Raw genomic sequence first — 14,459 nt, 5'->3', positions numbered from 1 at the left:
GAGACGCGGTCCTGTAGGAGCTCGGCTTGCCGGCGATGGCGGCCGCAAGAGCATCGCAGGATTCAGGGCCTTATCGCGAGCAATCGAGCGTCGACCAGCTGCTCCTACAGAGGGATCGCGTGCTCAGGCCGGCGGTTCGACGCTGCCGATAAAGTTCGCCAGTTCCGGGGTTTGCGGGTTGGCAAAGAGGACCTTGGGGTCGCCCACTTCATGCACCTTGCCCTGGTGCATGAACACCAGCTTGTCGCCGACTTCCCGGGCGAAGCGCATTTCGTGGGTGACCATGATCAGGGTCATGCCTTCCTTCGCCAATTGGCGGACCACGCTGAGCACTTCATTGACCAGCTCCGGGTCCAGGGCCGAGGTGATCTCGTCGCACAGCAGCACCTTGGGCGACATCGCCAGGGCCCGGGCAATCGCCACGCGCTGTTGCTGGCCGCCGGAGAGGCGTTCCGGGAACGCGTCGAATTTCTCCCCCAGGCCGACCCGTTCGAGCATCTGCCGCGCCAGCTCGGCGGCCTTGGCCTTGGGCACTTTCTGCACCACCTGGGGCGCCAGCATGACGTTTTCGCCGACGCTCAGGTGTGGGAACAGGTTGAACTGCTGGAACACCATGCCGACCGTCTGGCGCAGGGTGCGCAAATCGGCGCGGGCGGCGTCCAGGTAGTGGCCGTCGACCTCGATCACCCCGTCGTTGATCGACTCCAGGCCATTGAGGGTGCGCAGCAGGGTGCTTTTGCCCGAGCCGCTGCGGCCGATGATCGCCACCACCTGGCCTTCCTCGACACTGAGGTCGATGCCTTTGAGCACATGGTGGTCGCCGTAATACTTATGCAGGGCTGAAACTCTAAGAAGCGGCATGCAGTCTCCTTTCCAGGTAACGGGCACTGAGGGACAGCGGGTAGCACAGCAGGAAATAACCGAGGGCTACCAGGCCGTAGATCATGAAGGGTTCGTAGGTGGCGTTGGCGAGCATGCCGCCGGTCTTGGTCAGCTCGGTGAAGCCGATGATCGAGGTCACGGCGGTGCCCTTGATCACCTGCACCGAAAAGCCCACGGTCGGCGCCACGCCAATGCGCAGGGCCTGCGGCAGGATCACATGACGTAGTTGTTCGTAAGGGCTCAGGGCCAGGCTCGCCGAGGCTTCCCACTGGCCGCCCGGAATCGACTCGACGCAACCGCGCCAGATCTCCGCCAGATAGGCGCTGGTGAACAGCGTCAGGGCAAGGGCCGCCGCCAGCCAGGGCGAGATATCCACCCCGAGCAAGGCCACGCCGAAAAACACCATGAACAGTTGCATCAGCAGCGGCGTGCCCTGGAACAGCTCGATGTAGGCCCGGGCGCAACCCCGGGCAAAGCCGTTGTCACTGATGCGCAGCACCATCACCAGCAGGCCGATCAGGCCGCCACCGACAAACGCCGTCAGCGACAGGGCGACGGTCCATTGCAGGCCCACCAGCAGGTTGTTGAGGATGTCCCAGAAGGTGAAATCCATCAGCGGTTCCTCGTGATGTAGCGGCGGCCCAGCCAGTTCAGCAACTGGCGGATCAGCAGCGCCATGACCAGGTAGATCAAGGTGGTCAGGGTGTAGGTTTCGAAGGCGCGGAAGTTGCGCGACTGAATGAAGTTGGCGGCAAAACTCAACTCCTCAGTGGCGATTTGCGAGCACACCGCCGAGCCGAGCATGACGATGATGATCTGGCTGCTCAGGGCCGGCCAGACCTTGCCCAGCGCCGGCAGCAGGACCACATGGCGAAAGGCTTCGAAGCGGCTCATGGCCAGCGCCGCCGCCGCTTCCAGTTGCCCGCGCGGGATCGCCTGGATGCCGGCACGGATGATCTCCGTGGAATAGGCGCCGAGGTTGATCACCATCGCCAGTACCGCGGCCTGCCATTCGGAAATCTGCAGGCCGAGGGACGGCAGGCCGAAGAAAATGAAAAACAGCTGCACCAGGAATGGCGTGTTGCGGATCAATTCGACGTAGACGCCGAAAATCGCCGCGAAGGGCCGGATCTGCCAGGCCCTGACCACCGCCCCGACAATGCCCAGGCTGACCCCGAGCAAGGTGCCGATGGCGGTCAGTTCCAGGGTGAACAGGGCGCCGCGCAAGAGCAGGTCGGCGTTGTGCAGCACCGGCATGAAGTCGAACTGATAAGCCATGGAGCGGACCTCAGGCGAACGCGGTCAGAGATCGGCCGGAAGCGGTTGCTTGAGCCACAGTTGGGCATTCTTCTCCAGGCTGCCGTCGGCCTTGGCCGTGGCGAGGATCTGGTTCACTTTTTCCAGCAGGGCCGGTTCGTTCTTGTTCACGCCGACATAGACCGGAGAGTCCTTGAGCTTGACCTTCAGCGCGGGGATGCGTTTCGGGTTGCGCTCGGCGATGGCGACCATCACCACGTTGCCGCTGGCAATCAGGTCGACCTGCTTGGCCAGGTAAGCCGCGATAGTGGTGTTGTTGTCCTCGAAGCGCTTGATGGTCACGCCTTCGGGCGCCACGGCGGTCAGCTCGATGTCTTCGATGGCGCCACGGGTGACGCTGATGGTCTTGCCCTTGAGGTCAGCCAGGCCTTCGATCTTGGCGTCCGGCGGGCCGAAGACCGCGAGGTAGAAGGGCGCATAGGCCCGGGAAAAGTCGATGACCTTCTCCCGCTCGGCATTTTTGCCGAGGCTGGAAATCACCAGGTCGACCTTGCCGGTGGTGAGGAACGGAATGCGGTTGGTGCTGTTGACCGGGGTCAGTTCCAGCTTGACCTTGAGTTGCTCGGCCAGCAGTTTTGCGGTGTCGATGTCCAGGCCGCGGGGTTTCATGTCCGGGCCGACCGAACCGAACGGCGGGAAGTCCTGGGGCACGGCGACCTTGAGGGTGCCCCGGGCGATGATGTCGTCCAGGCCATTGGCGTGGGCGGGAGCCTGACTCAGCATCAGGCTGGCCAACAGGGCAGTGAGCAGGGCGCTGCGGCGTTTGGTCATGGCAACTCTCCGAATCCAGAAGGGTGATCTCTGTCCTGGGGCAGTGCACAGCCCATGCCACACTTGCCCCAAGCCAGGCTCCTGCTGGTATGGCGGGGCTTTTCATGGTCTTACTGGTCTGAACAGTTGGAGGGCTTTTCGCCCTCTTATCGAGCATTCATTCGTGACGCTGACCCAGTGCTGGGCGTGACTTGCCGTAGCTCGCCAATAGCTTTACAACTAGCGCTTTCCCGGACCGACAGCTGAAAAAAACAATGAATTCGATCTCCCGTGCCGTCCCGGAAGTGGCGCTGCAAGCCATCCGCAAACTGATCGCCGACGAAGGCTTCGGCCCCGGCGACGTGCTGCCTTCGCAGCGCGACCTGGCACTCCGGTTGGGGGTGAGCCGGGCGTCGCTGCGCGAGGCCTTGTCGTCCCTCAGTGCCCTGGGGGTGATCAGCGTGCAGCCGGGCAAGGGCGTATTTGTGCAGGCTCCGGTGGAGCTGGTGCCGATGGCCGGCGGCCTGGCCTGGCCGTTCGCCGCCCAGGCCTCGGCGGAGGATATCTTCCAGTTGCGCTATGCCCTGGAGGGCTTTGCCGCCGGCTTGGCTGCGGTGACCCTGACCGCCGATGAGCTGGATGCCTTGCAGGACAACGTCGAGGCCCTGCGCCTGGAACTCAAGGCCGGGGATTTCGAGGCGGCCGCGCGGCTGGATTTCGACTTTCACCGACGCATCCTGCTGGCCAGCGGTAACCAGGCGATGGCCGGCATCCTCAGTGCCAGTGCCGAGCTGTTCCTGGAAAGCCAGAAGTTGCCGTTCATCCGGGCGGAGCGGGCCATGGAAACCTGGCAGGAACACCGCAAGATCCTCCGCGCCCTGGCGCGCCGGGCCTCGGGGCCGGCCCAGAAGGCGATGCAGGAGCATGTGCGCAATGCGGCCCTGCGCACCGGCATTGCCTTCGTCACGCCCAGCTGACTATTGGCATTTGTACCCGGGGGCCGTATTGGCTATACCCAAACTAATGATTTGTCATAGTTAGACTCAATCAACTGTAGCTTCCTGTACGTAGGAAGGCCGGCTATGATGGGCCACGTTTTTTTCTGCTTATAATCACGGAGACTTCCATGAGCGAACACATCAAGCACGTCACCGATGCTTCCTTCGAGGCGGAAGTTCTCAAGGCCCAGCACCCTGTACTGGTCGACTACTGGGCTGAATGGTGCGGTCCTTGCAAGATGATCGCCCCGGTTCTGGACGAGATCGCCACCACCTACCACGGTAAACTGGTCGTCGCCAAGCTGAACATCGACGAGAACCAGGAAACCCCGGCCAAGCACGGCGTGCGTGGTATCCCGACCCTGATGCTGTTCAAGAACGGCAACGTTGAAGCGACCAAGGTCGGCGCACTGTCCAAGTCGCAATTGACCGCTTTCCTCGACGCCCACCTGTAACTCGGCGTCGTCAAAAAAGGCCCCGCAAATAGCGGGGCTTTTTTCGTTCCAAGGGGCTAGACGTCCAGAATTTCAGGTGTTACATTCGGCCCCGCACTGGTTTCTCCACTGCCCCCTGCAAGCCGTCGCCGACGCACTCCATTTCGAATAAGTACGCGATCCTGTCGCCTTCTCTGCGGCGCGGCCTCATTAAGCCAAAAGCTTAATTTCTCCCCCCTCCATAAATGATTACGTCATTCCTATATGAATCTGACTGAACTCAAGCAAAAGCCGATTACCGAACTGCTCGAATTGGCCGAACAGATGGGCATAGAAAATATGGCCCGTTCGCGCAAGCAGGATGTGATTTTCTCCCTGCTGAAAAAGCACGCGAAAAGCGGCGAGGAAATCTCCGGTGATGGCGTGCTGGAGATCCTCCAGGACGGCTTCGGCTTTCTCCGCTCTGCGGACGCCTCCTACCTGGCCGGCCCGGACGACATCTACGTCTCGCCAAGCCAGATCCGCCGCTTCAACTTGCGTACCGGTGACACCATCGTCGGCAAGATCCGTCCGCCGAAGGAAGGTGAGCGTTATTTCGCTCTGCTCAAGGTCGACACGATCAACTTCGATCGTCCGGAAAACGCGAAGAACAAGATTCTCTTCGAGAACCTGACCCCGCTGTTCCCGACCGTGCGCATGAAGATGGAAGCCGGTAACGGTTCCACCGAAGACCTGACCGGTCGCGTGATCGACCTCTGTGCTCCGATCGGTAAAGGCCAGCGCGGCCTGATCGTGGCGCCGCCGAAAGCCGGCAAGACGATCATGCTGCAGAACATTGCGGCGAACATCACCCGCAACAACCCGGAAGTGCACTTGATCGTTCTGCTGATCGACGAGCGCCCGGAAGAAGTGACCGAAATGCAGCGCACCGTGCGCGGCGAAGTGGTTGCCTCGACGTTCGACGAGCCACCGACCCGTCACGTGCAAGTGGCCGAGATGGTCATCGAGAAGGCCAAGCGCCTGGTCGAGCACAAGAAAGACGTGGTCATCCTGCTCGACTCGATCACCCGTCTGGCCCGTGCCTACAACACCGTGATCCCGAGCTCCGGCAAGGTCCTGACCGGTGGTGTCGACGCCCACGCCCTGGAGAAACCGAAGCGTTTCTTCGGTGCCGCGCGCAACATCGAGGAAGGCGGTTCGCTGACCATTATCGCCACCGCGCTGGTTGAAACCGGCTCGAAGATGGACGAAGTGATCTACGAAGAGTTCAAGGGTACCGGCAACATGGAACTGCCCCTGGACCGCAAGATCGCTGAAAAGCGCGTCTTCCCGGCCATCAACATCAACCGTTCCGGCACCCGCCGCGAAGAGTTGCTGACGGCCGACGACGAGCTGCAGCGCATGTGGATCCTGCGCAAGCTGCTGCATCCCATGGATGAAGTCGCTGCCATCGAGTTCTTGATCGACAAGCTGAAACAGACCAAGACCAACGATGAGTTCTTCCTGTCGATGAAACGCAAGTAAGTCGAGCAGGACCGCAGAAAGCCGGGGAAACCCGGCTTTTTGCTGTCCGGGTGTTGTTCGATTGCGCGGTATCAGGACGAACCGGGTAAACTGCCCACCCCGAACGCCACGGATCTACGAGGCTCACGCATGCAGTATCGCGACTTGCGCGACTTTATCAGCGGCCTGGAACAGCGCGGCGAACTCAAGCGCATCCAGGTTCCGGTATCCCCCATCCTGGAAATGACCGAGGTCTGCGACCGCACCCTGCGGGCCAAGGGGCCGGCGCTGCTATTCGAAAAGCCCACCGGGTTTGATATCCCGGTGCTCGGCAACCTGTTCGGCACGCCTGAGCGCGTGGCCCTGGGCATGGGCGCCGAGGCGGTCAGCGAGCTGCGGGAAATCGGCAAGCTGCTGGCGTTCCTCAAGGAACCGGAGCCGCCCAAGGGGCTCAAGGACGCCTGGTCCAAGCTGCCGATCTTCCGCAAGATCATTGCCATGGCCCCCAAGGTGGTCAAGGACGCGCCTTGCCAGGAAATCATCATCGAAGGCGATGACGTCGACCTCGGCAAGTTGCCGGTGCAGCATTGCTGGCCGGGCGACGTCGCGCCGCTGATCACCTGGGGCCTGACGGTCACCAAGGGACCGAACAAGGACCGCCAGAACCTCGGCATCTATCGCCAGCAGGTGATCGCCCGCAACAAGGTGATCATGCGCTGGCTCAGCCACCGTGGCGGTGCGCTGGATTACCGCGAGTGGTGCGAGAAGCATCCGGGTCAGCCGTTCCCGGTGTCCGTGGCCCTGGGCGCGGACCCGGCGACCATTCTCGGCGCCGTCACCCCGGTGCCGGACAGCCTCTCCGAATACGCCTTTGCCGGCCTGCTGCGGGGCAACCGCACCGAGCTGATCAAGTGCCGTGGCAATGACCTGCAAGTGCCGGCGTCGGCGGAAATCGTCCTGGAAGGCGTGATCCATCCGGGCGAGATGGCCCCGGAAGGCCCATACGGCGACCACACCGGCTATTACAACGAAGTCGACAGCTTCCCGGTGTTTACCGTGGAGCGCATCACCCACCGGATCAAGCCGATCTACCACAGCACCTACACCGGTCGGCCACCCGATGAGCCGGCAATTCTCGGTGTGGCGCTGAACGAAGTGTTCGTACCGATCCTGCAGAAGCAGTTCCCGGAAATCACCGACTTCTACCTGCCGCCGGAAGGTTGCTCGTACCGCATGGCCATCGTGACCATGAAGAAGTCGTATCCGGGCCACGCCAAGCGCGTCATGTTGGGTGTCTGGTCGTTTTTGCGACAGTTCATGTATACCAAGTTCGTTATCGTCACCGACGACGATATCAACGCCCGCGACTGGAACGACGTGATCTGGGCCATCACCACGCGCATGGACCCCAAGCGCGACACGGTGATGATCGATAACACGCCGATCGACTACCTCGACTTCGCCTCGCCGGTGTCCGGCCTGGGTTCGAAGATGGGGCTCGATGCCACGCACAAATGGCCCGGCGAGACCACACGTGAGTGGGGCCGGGTGATCGTCAAGGATGAGGCCGTGACCCGCCGGGTCGACGCCATTTGGAATCAGTTAGGAATAGATTGATGCGTGTGACCTTGCAGCCGTCCGGTGCCGTGCTTGAAATACGGCCCGGCGAGCGGATTCTCGACGGTGCCCGGCGCCTGGGTTATGACTGCCCGCAAAGCTGTCGCAATGGCAACTGCCATGTGTGCGCGGCGTTGTTGGTGGAAGGGCGGGTCGCGCAGGCCGGTGACGTGCGTGATCATGGCGAGTTCTACACTTGTATTGCCGAACCCCTGGAAGACTGTGTGGTCCTGTGGGATGGCGTGCTTGCGCAAGGAGAACTGCCGGTGCGAAAGCTGGCCTGCCAGTTGATCGAATGTGCCGAGATCGGTGGCGATGTCTGGCGTGTGCGCCTGCGGGCGCCGGCGGGCAAGCCGCCGCGTTACCACGCCGGGCAGTACCTGATGATCGAGCGCGACAGCGGCGAGAAGTCGGCGTTTTCCCTGGCCTCGGCACCCCACGCCGGGCGTGATCTTGAGCTGCATGTGCTGGTCCGTGAAGCCAGTGCCCAGAGCTTGATCGAGCAGTTGCAGCGCAACGGCATGGCGCGGGTCGAACTGCCGTTTGGCGATACTCACCTGGCCCAGTTGCCCGATGGACCGCTGGTGTTGATCGCGGCGGGAACCGGCATGGCGCAGATGAACAGCCTGATCGAGCATTGCCGCTCCAATGGCTTCCAGCACCCGGTGCACTTGTACTGGGGTGTGCGTCGGCCCGAGGATTTCTACACGCTGGAGCACTGGGAAGAGTGGAAGCAGTTGCCGAACCTGTTCCTGCACAAGGTGGTCAGCGATTTGTGTGGCTGGGAAGGGCGTTGCGGCATGCTGCATGAAGCGGTTCGCGAAGACATTGCCGACCTGTCAGGGGTGAGTGTCTATGCCAGCGGTTCGCCGGCCATGATCTACGCGACCCTGGACGCGCTGGTGAATGCCGGGATGGATGCGCACCAGATGCGTGCCGATGTGTTTGCCTACGCACCAAGGCCTTAATGCCGGTCAGTCAAGGCCGTTTAAAACCGAGCACAGTCTTGTGGCGAGCGGGCTTGCCCGCGCTCGGCTGCGAAGCAGTCGCAAAACCGACCATCTCGGTCTATCTGATAGGACGCGGTTGCCGATTTTAGGGCCGCTCGCGCCCCAGCGCGGGCAAGCCCGCTCGCCACAGGAGGGCTCAAGGGCACTGCAACTCTCTCAGAAACGCACCCCCGTGGTGATCATCGCCGCATTGAACCCCAGCAGCACCAACTCCGCCGCCACCGGTCCGTAATGCGCGCCGACGGAAGGAATGATCACGGGCGCAACGCCCAGCTGGTTCAGCGGAATCTTGTCGCGATATTCACCTTTGTAGCCTTGCAGTAAGCCGCCTGTGACCTTCAGGTACACCGGATAGCTGGCACTGTCGAAACGCTTGCCGGCATAGGCGTAGTACGAGCGCTGGCTGAACGAGTTGCGAAACGTCGCCGCCCCGTAAAGAAACCCCGAGGCCTCATTGCGCTCCAGGCCGATCAGGTCCTGGTGGTTGTTGTGCTCCGGATCCGGCGAAAAATGGCGGGTAACGACGCTCGTCTGCAGGTACCAGAAGCCCTTGTCAGTCGTGTCCGAAGTGTTCGACGCCCAGGCGGCGGGCGCCAGCAGGAACAGGCACAAGGCCCGGGTCAGGAAGGATGGGTTCATGCTCATTGGCCCCTGGTGAAAACGTAGCGGTTGAAGTAGGCGGCCGTTATACGTAAGTCGAAATCGGATTATCAGACCGTGGCCTCTGAAGTCTCTGTAGGGGTTTTCCCGTACGCAGTGTTTAGCTTATCGTTATACGATTTTGATATTTAATTTATTTGTTACAGAACATTAGGATATATACCTATCGGGCCACCGGCTTTGTATCTGCCAATCAACAACACAATGACCGACACCGTTCGCCACACGGACCGATTGTGCGAACTCGGGGCATGACGCCTCGACCTTGGATTCAAAGGGGAGCGGTATGGGGAGCAACACGCAACAACGGTTGTACACGGCGATTTTGTCGGCACATTTGCTGACCGCCGCCAGCGCCTTTACTTTCAGTACTACAGCCGCCGCCGAGACGGAAACGGCCGAAACACCCAAGCTCGACACGGTCATCGTCACCGGCACCCGTTCCCAGGAGCGCACGGCCAGCCAGTCGCTCTCGCCCATCGATGTGATCAGCGGCGACAGCCTGCGCAGCAGCGGCTCGGATGAACTGGGCACGGTACTGGCGCGACTGATTCCATCGATCAACTTCCCCCGCCCAAGCCTGGTGGACGGCGCCGAGCTGGTGCGCCCGGCGCAATTGCGCGGGCTGTCACCGGATCAGGTGCTGGTGCTGGTCAACGGCAAGCGTCGCCACACCAGCGCCTTCGTCAACCTGGGTGGGGCCGTCGGCCGAGGCTCGGCACCGGCAGACCTGAATGCAATCCCGCTGTCGGCCATCGATCACATCGAGGTGCTGCGTGACGGCGCGTCCGCGCGTTATGGCTCCGATGCCATCGCCGGGGTGATCAATATCATCCTCAAGAAAGACGATCACGGCGGCTCGATTACCAGCAAGTTCGGCGAGTACAAGAAAGGTGACGGTATCCAGCGTCAGCTCTCGGGCAACACCGGCTTTGCGTTGGGCGACAATGGCTTCTTCAATGTTTCCGGCGAAGGCGCCGACAACGATTACACCAACCGTGCCGGCACCGACCTGCGGCCCGCGAGCGTCGGCTCGACGACCTACGGCCAACAGGTATTCCGCCAGGGCGAGCCGGCCACCGACGAAGGCAAGTTCCAGTTCAACTCCGCCTACAGCTTCAACGATGCCGTCGAGCTCTACGGCTTCGGTGGTTACAGCAAGCGCCGGGGTGAGACCGCCGGGTTCTATCGCGCCAGCAATGCCTCGAACAACATTCCGGCGATCTTCCCCAATGGCTACCTGCCGTTGATTCGCGGCGACCTTCAGGACACCTCCCTGGTGGTCGGCCTGCGTGGCCTGCTGGCGGATGACTGGCACTACGACCTGTCGGCCAACTACGGTCAGAACCAGTACCAGTTGAACACCGAGACCATCAACACCTCGCTGGGCCTGAACAGTCCGCGCAAGTTCGACAACGGCGCCCTGAGCAACGATCAGCGCCAACTGAGCCTGGACCTGTCACGGGAATTCAGCCTCGGCTGGCTGCCGTATCCGGTGTCCGTGGCCTTTGGTGGCGAATACCTGCGCCAGGGTTATCAGGTCAGTGCCGGTCAGCCGGAATCCTATTACCAGACCGGCAGCTCGGGCCTGGGCGGCTTCCGTGAGACAGACGCCGGCAGCTACTCGCGGCACAACTTCGCCGAGTATCTGGATCTGGAGACCAACTTCACCGAGAAACTCAGCGCTTCGGCGGCGGTGCGGCACGAGGACTACAGCGACTTCGGCTCCAACGTCAGTGGCTCCTTGTCGGCGCGTTATGACTTCACCCCACAGGTGGCGTTGCGCGGCAGTATTTCCAACGGTTTCCGTGCGCCGTCCCTGGCCCAGCAGAACTTTGCCTTCACCTCGTCGCAGCTGGTCGGCTCGACCATCCAGGACACCGGGGTCTTCAAAGCCGACAGCCAAGTGGCGCGCCTGCTGGGTGCCGAGCCGCTGAAGGCGGAGAAATCCCACAACTACAGCCTTGGCCTGGTGCTGGAGCCGACGGATAACCTGACGATTACCGCCGATGTCTACCGCATCGATATCAGCAACCGTATCAGTCTGTCGTCCAACCTGACCTTGAACGCCGCGGCGCTCAACTACCTGCAGGCCAATGGTGTCAGCAACATCTCCTCCAACAGCGTGCGTTACTTCACCAACGCCACCAGCACCAGCACTGACGGCATCGACCTGGTGGCCAACTATCGCTACCAACTGGATAACGGCGTGCGCTGGAACAGCACCGTGGGCTACAACTACAACCGTACCCAGGTCACCGACGTCAAAGACAACCCGGCGATCCTCAACCAACTGGGCGCCAACCTGGTACGGGTGGATCGTCGTGAACGACTCGGCCTGCTGGGTGACAGCACGCCGCGCCAAAAGCTGGCCCTGGGCAACGACCTGAGCTACGGCAACTGGGTGTTGCACAGCAACCTGACGCGTTACGGCTCGTTCACCAGCTATCAGGCGGATCCGGCCAATGACCAGACCTTCAAGGCGGCCTGGCTGCTGGACCTGGCGGCGGACTACAAGCTCAAGCAGTGGGTCTTCACCCTGGGCGGCGACAACGTCACCGACAAATACCCGGAGAAGATCAACGCCTTTGGCAACGTCGGTGGCAACCTGGCCTACAGCACTTTTTCGCCGTACGGTTACAGCGGCGCGTTTTATTACGGTAAAGTGACTTACAACTGGTAATGATCAGGAACCCCGCGCAACCCGCCATGACCGCCATCGATCCTGCATTGTCGAGTTTGGCCTATCCGCCGCGCCTGGACCTGGGGGCGCAACTGACCCACGAGCAACTGCTCTGCTCCATGCAGGCCACCATGGCCCTGCACAAGGGCGGACCGGTCTGGCTGTTCGCCTATGGCTCGTTGATCTGGCGTCCCGAGTGCTCCGCCGTAGAGCGGGTACGTGGGCGGGTGCACGGTTACCACCGGGGCCTGTACCTGTGGTCCCATGAACACCGGGGCACGCCGGAGTTTCCGGGGTTGGTGTTCGGCCTGGATCGCGGCGGCTCCTGTAGCGGTTTCGCCTATCGGCTGCCGGATGATCAACTGGAGGCGTCGCTCTATGCCTTGTGGCAGCGGGAGATGCCGGTGCCGTCCTATCGGCCGCACTGGCTCAATTGCCGCTTGGCCACGGGGCAGACGGTGCAGGCGCTGGGTTTTGTGCTTGAGCGACACCTGCCCAGCTATGCCGGTAACCTGCCGGACCATGTGCTGAACCAGGTCCTCGAAAGTGCCTGCGGGCGTTATGGCACCACCCGCGACTATGTCGAGCAGACCGCCAGCGCCTTGCGCAGCCATGCCATGCCGGATCGCAATCTGGAAGCGCGCCTCAAACGCTGCCGCTCGGCCTCGCATTAATAGCGCGCCCTTATTCAAAGAAGCATAGGGAAATATAACACTCCATTTGTACCGTCTTCGAAAGCGCTATTTGATATCGGCGCAACAGTTGAATGTTAATGGGGTGATTATATTGGTTGACTGTTTGTGGGCTCAAGAATTGTTTCATTATTCACGTTCATTGCTGAGAGTGCTCGGTGCTATAACGGGTGACCTTTTGCCGTCGAGTGAAGTTTCATATGAAACTGAATATAGTGCGTGGGTTATCAGCCATCATGAGCACTGGCATGCCAATCCAGCATGGCCGGGCCTTTCAACGAGTGGCCGATGCTCAAGAAAGTGTCATCGCCGTGCGCGCCGTGGGGCCTTGTGCCACAGGCCTGTTGCTGGAAAGTTATGCCACCAAAGGCTTTCACAATAAGGCCAAAAGTTGCACTTGGGGGCCGATGGCGGGTTTTGTTCTGGCGGACCCCAGGTTTACCAAGAACCCTGACCTGGCGAGTCAGCGAAGCGCATTGCAAGGGGCGGTGAATTCAGGGGGCGGTGAAACACCGTTATATATTACTGAACATCGGCGTCATGCCCTGGTAGATAAACTCAAGTGCATGACCCTGGTCGGCAGCAATGGTCATGAAATGCGTTATACAGCACTCGGCCCGTCGGGGGTCGCCATGAATTTTATTTTGAAACATACAACTTCCGTTGCGGGCGCCAAGGGCGAGGGGTTGTGGGGGGTGTTTTATGGGCCGGGCGAGAGCCGCCTGTCCAACAGCTTGACGGGATTGAATCAGGCGCCCGACCGGGCGAGCCTGCTTCCGGTCATGGCCATCGTCGACCCCTACTGTCCGGCTGAGGTGCGCAATACCTATCGGGCCGCGACAACCTGTGATTATGACCTGTGGGCGGTTTTCCCCCGACGCAGCCGTTATTCCCGCTCCGGGGCGGACCATCGCCGGGTGCCGGGCAGTGATCGCTTGCGCCAGGGGCTGAGGTCTTTTATCCAGCATGAGGACCCGCACCTGGGCAACATCACGCCGCGTATCAACGGGCTCAGGACGGCCTTGAACAGCGCGGTTCGCGCAGAAGGTTATCAGGGCGGAGATGTGGTGCATCACAGCGATGAGGCGGGGCGTCCGCTGGTCTCGGATATTGATTTTCCCTGCCTGTTCTTTACTCCCCATGCCCAGGCCTATTGCGCCCGTAATGTGCACGACCTGAAGCAGTTGCTCAGTTTGTTGAGTTTCGAATACGTGCTGGGATTGAACCCGGGTTGGCACCGTCAGTTGGGGCTCAGTGTGAGCCGGGAAGGGCACTACGAGGTTTAGCGCAGTGCCTCGGCCGGGTCATCCGGGAAACGGCGGTTCCTGGACTTTCTCGCTGCGGGACTCGATCAACTGACCCTTGTGATCAAAGCGCAGCACGATCAACCAGTCATACACGTCCTCCGGCCAGTGCTTGTGCCCGGTGAGTTTTTTCGCATCGCCGCCGAAGGCCTCGATCAGGTTGTCGATATGCCCGTGGTGCCAGGCGATCAGCACCACCGGCGCGCTGTTGTCCTTGCCCAGGGATTTGACCAGCTTGTCGACCTCTTCGTCGGCGTAGGGTTGTTCTATGGGCAGGTTCAGGCGTTGCGACAACGGGGTAAGGGTCAGGCGTGGCCGGTCGCTTTCCTTGCTGTCACTGGTGGCGATCAGGCGTTGCGGGGTCAGTTTCTCGCCGTCCAGCGCCAAGGGGTCGAAGTAGCTGGCGTAGGCCTGGGCCCGGTGTTCTCCCGCAGGGCTGAGGCCGCGGCCCTGGTCGGGTTTTTCCGCATGGCGGACGATCAGTACCGTGACATCGCTCAAGCCGACTTCCTTATGGGCCATGGCCGGTGTGGCGAGGATCAGCGCGGAGAAAGCGAGCACGCCGGGGAGCAGGGTCTGTAGCAGTTTGATCATGGATTTGCCTCGCGG

General features: G+C 61.4%; 14 protein-coding genes. 8 read left to right on the top strand and 6 right to left on the bottom strand.

What is annotated here, in order from left to right:
- Window positions 1-123: 123 nt before the first annotated feature.
- Genes HX866_RS32005 through HX866_RS31990 form a run of 4 tightly spaced genes read right to left on the bottom strand, consistent with a single transcriptional unit; the run spans window position 124 to window position 2,970 of the window.
- Window positions 124-861: an amino acid ABC transporter ATP-binding protein gene (locus HX866_RS32005; protein WP_177098160.1), complete on the bottom strand. Its 738-nt coding sequence runs from the start codon at window positions 859-861 to the stop codon at window positions 124-126.
- A complete protein-coding gene (locus tag HX866_RS32000; RefSeq protein WP_177098342.1) occupies window positions 848-1,498 on the bottom strand; it encodes an amino acid ABC transporter permease in 651 nt (216 codons plus the stop codon). Before HX866_RS32000 ends, HX866_RS32005 begins: the two co-directional genes overlap by 14 nt.
- Window positions 1,495-2,160, bottom strand: coding sequence for an amino acid ABC transporter permease (locus tag HX866_RS31995; RefSeq protein WP_177098161.1), 666 nt, complete (start codon window positions 2,158-2,160; stop codon window positions 1,495-1,497). The genes HX866_RS32000 and HX866_RS31995 overlap by 4 nt, the downstream gene beginning before the upstream one ends.
- A gap of 24 nt (window positions 2,161-2,184) precedes the next feature.
- Complete coding sequence (locus HX866_RS31990; protein WP_177098162.1) at window positions 2,185-2,970, bottom strand: transporter substrate-binding domain-containing protein; 786 nt, start codon at window positions 2,968-2,970, stop codon at window positions 2,185-2,187.
- Window positions 2,971-3,224: 254 nt separating this feature from the next.
- On the opposite strand from HX866_RS31990, the gene HX866_RS31985 reads away from it, so the two are divergent.
- The 5 genes from HX866_RS31985 (at window position 3,225) to HX866_RS31965 (ending at window position 8,469) form a co-directional block, all read left to right on the top strand.
- The gene (locus HX866_RS31985; protein ID WP_177098163.1) at window positions 3,225-3,926 is read left to right on the top strand and encodes a FadR/GntR family transcriptional regulator; all 702 of its coding nucleotides are present in this window, start codon (window positions 3,225-3,227) and stop codon (window positions 3,924-3,926) included.
- A 149-nt stretch (window positions 3,927-4,075) separates the two neighbouring features.
- Window positions 4,076-4,402, top strand: coding sequence for a thioredoxin TrxA (gene trxA / locus HX866_RS31980; RefSeq protein ID WP_177098164.1), 327 nt, complete (start codon window positions 4,076-4,078; stop codon window positions 4,400-4,402).
- Window positions 4,403-4,645: 243 nt separating this feature from the next.
- Entirely contained in the window at window positions 4,646-5,905 is a 1,260-nt protein-coding gene (gene rho, locus HX866_RS31975; RefSeq protein WP_177098165.1) for a transcription termination factor Rho, read from the top strand.
- A 129-nt stretch (window positions 5,906-6,034) separates the two neighbouring features.
- Window positions 6,035-7,501, top strand: coding sequence for a 4-hydroxy-3-polyprenylbenzoate decarboxylase (gene ubiD / locus HX866_RS31970; RefSeq protein ID WP_177098166.1), 1,467 nt, complete (start codon window positions 6,035-6,037; stop codon window positions 7,499-7,501).
- Window positions 7,501-8,469, top strand: coding sequence for a CDP-6-deoxy-delta-3,4-glucoseen reductase (locus HX866_RS31965; RefSeq protein WP_177098167.1), 969 nt, complete (start codon window positions 7,501-7,503; stop codon window positions 8,467-8,469). Before ubiD ends, HX866_RS31965 begins: the two co-directional genes overlap by 1 nt.
- A gap of 198 nt (window positions 8,470-8,667) precedes the next feature.
- On the opposite strand, the gene HX866_RS31960 is transcribed toward HX866_RS31965, so the two are convergent.
- The gene (locus HX866_RS31960; RefSeq protein WP_218179102.1) at window positions 8,668-9,150 is read right to left on the bottom strand and encodes a sn-glycerol-3-phosphate transporter; all 483 of its coding nucleotides are present in this window, start codon (window positions 9,148-9,150) and stop codon (window positions 8,668-8,670) included.
- A gap of 307 nt (window positions 9,151-9,457) precedes the next feature.
- On the opposite strand from HX866_RS31960, the gene HX866_RS31955 reads away from it, so the two are divergent.
- The 3 genes from HX866_RS31955 (at window position 9,458) to HX866_RS31945 (ending at window position 13,832) form a co-directional block, all read left to right on the top strand.
- On the top strand, window positions 9,458-11,854 hold the full coding sequence (locus HX866_RS31955; RefSeq protein ID WP_177098168.1) for a TonB-dependent receptor plug domain-containing protein: 2,397 nt from the start codon (window positions 9,458-9,460) through the stop codon (window positions 11,852-11,854).
- A gap of 26 nt (window positions 11,855-11,880) precedes the next feature.
- Window positions 11,881-12,528, top strand: coding sequence for a gamma-glutamylcyclotransferase (locus tag HX866_RS31950; RefSeq protein ID WP_177098169.1), 648 nt, complete (start codon window positions 11,881-11,883; stop codon window positions 12,526-12,528).
- 188 nt (window positions 12,529-12,716) lie between these two features.
- A complete protein-coding gene (locus tag HX866_RS31945) occupies window positions 12,717-13,832 on the top strand; it encodes an anthrax toxin-like adenylyl cyclase domain-containing protein (protein WP_177141111.1) in 1,116 nt (371 codons plus the stop codon).
- Window positions 13,833-13,850: 18 nt separating this feature from the next.
- On the opposite strand, the gene HX866_RS31940 is transcribed toward HX866_RS31945, so the two are convergent.
- Entirely contained in the window at window positions 13,851-14,444 is a 594-nt protein-coding gene (locus HX866_RS31940) for a flagellar basal body-associated protein FliL (protein WP_177105066.1), read from the bottom strand.
- Window positions 14,445-14,459: the final 15 nt, after the last annotated feature.

Origin of the sequence: Pseudomonas gingeri, from assembly GCF_013386165.1 — a bacterium.
Classification (GTDB): Bacteria; Pseudomonadota; Gammaproteobacteria; order Pseudomonadales; family Pseudomonadaceae; genus Aquipseudomonas; species Aquipseudomonas gingeri_C.
Note: the sequence above shows the minus strand (reverse complement) of the source record. Positions and strands in the feature narration are given on the sequence as shown.